Source organism: Mariniflexile jejuense, from assembly GCF_042675665.1.
GTDB lineage: Bacteria > Bacteroidota > Bacteroidia > Flavobacteriales > Flavobacteriaceae > Mariniflexile > Mariniflexile jejuense.
In genome coordinates, this window is record NZ_JBHTJI010000026.1 from 1 (window position 1) to 3,024 (window position 3,024).

Annotated in this window: 4 protein-coding genes; 1 reads left to right on the forward strand and 3 read right to left on the reverse strand. The window is 29.9% G+C overall.

Going from position 1 to position 3,024, the window contains the following annotated elements; all coding sequences use genetic code 11:
- Nucleotides 1-431: 431 nt before the first annotated feature.
- Complete coding sequence (locus ACFQ1R_RS12930; RefSeq protein WP_379926673.1) at nucleotides 432-683, reverse strand: hypothetical protein; 252 nt, start codon at nucleotides 681-683, stop codon at nucleotides 432-434.
- Between the two features lie 275 nt (nucleotides 684-958).
- Between ACFQ1R_RS12930 and ACFQ1R_RS12935 the strand changes: the two genes are divergently transcribed.
- Nucleotides 959-1,105: a hypothetical protein gene (locus tag ACFQ1R_RS12935; protein WP_379926674.1), complete on the forward strand. Its 147-nt coding sequence runs from the start codon at nucleotides 959-961 to the stop codon at nucleotides 1,103-1,105.
- Here the strand turns inward: ACFQ1R_RS12935 and ACFQ1R_RS12940 are convergent.
- Both ACFQ1R_RS12940 and ACFQ1R_RS12945 read right to left on the reverse strand, forming a co-directional pair.
- Nucleotides 1,098-1,754 (reverse strand): hypothetical protein, encoded by a 657-nt coding sequence (locus tag ACFQ1R_RS12940; protein WP_379926675.1) that lies wholly within the window; start codon nucleotides 1,752-1,754, stop codon nucleotides 1,098-1,100. The genes ACFQ1R_RS12935 and ACFQ1R_RS12940 overlap by 8 nt on opposite strands.
- 156 nt (nucleotides 1,755-1,910) lie before the next feature.
- A complete protein-coding gene (locus ACFQ1R_RS12945) occupies nucleotides 1,911-2,879 on the reverse strand; it encodes a hypothetical protein (RefSeq protein ID WP_379926676.1) in 969 nt (322 codons plus the stop codon).
- Between the last annotated feature and the right edge of the window lie 145 nt (nucleotides 2,880-3,024).

The following is a 3,024-nucleotide window of genomic DNA, read 5'->3' on the forward strand; positions in this document are numbered from 1 at the left end:
TTAATTTTATTGGTAAGTCGAAATTAGTTTTCGATTCAACATTCATTTTTGTTGTCAGTCCAAAGCTGATTATTAATCCAAATGTTGCTATTAGTAATTTCATTTCTCAAATTGGCTACAACGTTTATGTATATGGAAAGTTGCGTGTTTGTGTGCGAGGATTTTCCGAAGGAAAATCAGCAGCAAGCAAACAAAGCAACTGTCATCGGATTAATAAAAAACAAGCAATTTTTTATATACACTGTTGCCATTTCGTTGTTTTTTCTTTCCGTTTTAAGGTCAGTCGTAATTTCCTTTTTTTTTGCTTTTGAGTAAGGGCAGAAGTTTTTAATTACGATTAAGTGATAAATTCCGTAAAACTGACTTCTAGATTTAGCCTGGTCATTGTTTTTCAATTCTGTTTTTCAAATTATTGAAAGGCAAAGCCCTTATTATTTATTCTTTCTCTTTACTATTTCTTTTTTTATTTTCATTAGGTTATTTACAATGAGAGCTAAAATAATAGTTAAAAAGATTAGAAAATAAAATATTGGATGAGTTATAATTTTAGTACCAGCTTTTATCTGATTTATGCTCAAAATAGAAACAAAGGTAACAGCTATTATAAGAATATTCGCAATGCCGGTTATTAGACCTTTATTTTTTTTTAATTCTTCTCCGGTCATTTCTGTGACTTTTTTCATATTTATTATTTTGATATTTCCATTTGGAAAATTCGTTCCGCAATGAATGGCAACGGTTTGTGTATGGAAAGTTGCGTGGTTTGTGTGCGAGGATTTTCCGTAGGAAAATCAGAAGCAAGCAAACACGCAACTACCAAACGATTAAACTAAAGTAGCAATTTTTTATACACGTTGTTACCACACGTTTTTTATTTCACGTTCCAAAGGTCAGTCGCACGCAACAGTTACGCACTGCTTTGGTCATATTAAAATTATTAACTTTAAAATTAAATATTATGAAAACATCAATTTTAGCAATCTTAGGAGTTTTAGGTTCTATTATTGCTTTAATACTGTCCGTTTTTACTCTTTTTGAAGCAGGCGTGATAATTTTGCTTGCATCAATTTTAGATGAATTAATTTATCAAAGAAATATTAAATAATGCGAACATTAATTTTTACAACTTCACCGTCAGCGAATATAAAAACCCCTTTTACAGGATTTGATGGCACAGATTGGTTTATACCATTACCAGTGTCGTATCCTTTTGATTTAAGAAACTCTTGTATTAGCGTAGCCATTTGTAAAGACCTTGCATTACCTAGCATACCATCTACTATTATTTTTTTAGCTTTTTCATTAGTAGTCTTTTTGAGTTCCGAATTTACACCGTTTATTAAATTTATTTTATCATTATTATTTAATTCAATTGGTCTTTCTGTGATGTTGTTAAATGTATTGTTATTGCCTAAAATTCCATTATTAGTTCCTGTATTTATATTTGATGGCTGGTTTGTAACTTCAATTTCAGTATCTGAATTTTTAACTTTAGTCGTTTTTTCAATTTTAGGTATCTCGACATATTTAGTAACAATTCTTTCTTTATACACAGTATCGGCAGGGATTACAACCTTTTTTTCTATGAATAAAGTATCTGGAACTTTCCCTATTTTAAAATATTGTGTTTCAATAGAATATCCTTTTGAAAGGATTATTATGATTAATATAAATAAAGCTGCTAGTATAAAATATTTAATCTTATCTAAGATTGTCCAGATATTTGTATGCTTTGTTTCTTTTTCACTGCTCATTTTTTCTCAAATGTGTGGTAACGGTCTCGTATAACCGTCAGTTGCGGGTTAAATTAGCGATTATTTTCGATTCTGCGTAGACTTTAGCAATTCCGAGTGGATTCGGAAGTAGTCGAATCCGCCGTAATTGCGGTTATACATTGTTGGCACTAGTACTTATCTCGTATTTAATTTTTCTAATTTCGTTAATGTTCGATTTAATACTTGAGTGAAATATCTATATTGAGTCCTAATTTCTATATATAACATTCTTAAGTGATTAAACTGATGTGATATATCTCTTCCCAAAACTGAAATTTGATTTCCGACAGGATGAGTTCTAAATAAATTTGTACTGACGATTTGATGTTGAATTGGTCGAATTACATTTTTATAGTAATCAGTCAATGCCCTTCTTCCAATGATATTTTGGTGGTAATACTGAATCTTTGAATTCAAAAGTTGATAAGTTGGGTCAGTTGCAAAATTTGGATTATTGTGTTTTTCAAATTCCGTATATTCAACCACTTTGTCCATATATTTTTTATCTAATTCGATAAAAACTGACTTTAGATTTTCACTTCTTTGCACAACAATTGAGTGGTAATTGTCTACTTCGTTCATCAGGTTTTTTATGAAGTCGATTTGTGAAAAAGCAGTATTGAAATTCTCACTGTTTTCAAAAGTTTTAAATAAAAGAGGCGATTCCAAATTAGATAATCGGTCGTAAGTGTTAGTTAATATTTTTGGTGCAGTAGTAGGTACTCCATTGTATAAACTTATTGTCTCTTGATAGTATTTTTTGTACCCATTTCGTAACTCAGGAACGATATTATTTTTAAGGTCGTCAAATTGGTTGTTGAAATAATTTTTTATCTTTTGTAGCTCTTCTTTTTCATTATTTCTCTTGAGCCATCTGTCAATTAAAATTCCAATTACAAAAATTAGTACAGTAAAAACAACAGTAAAGATAGTGTCATTAGATACTCCTAAAAATGTTTCTTTTTGTTCATTAAGATGGTTGTGTATGTCCGAATGAATGGAAGATATATTTTGGTTAAGAATTTTAATTTGAGAATATAAACTATCTCGAACTTGAACATTCAATGAATCTGTAATTATATTTTCAGTTACTTGTTTTTGCAATGTGATTGGGTATTAGTGCCAACGGTTACGTATAAGAATAGTGCGTAGTTTGAGTGCGAGGATTTTCCGTAGGAAAATCAGAAGCAAGCAAACAAGCACTAACTTTAGATTTAGAAATAAACTTACGCATTATTTTTATACAATG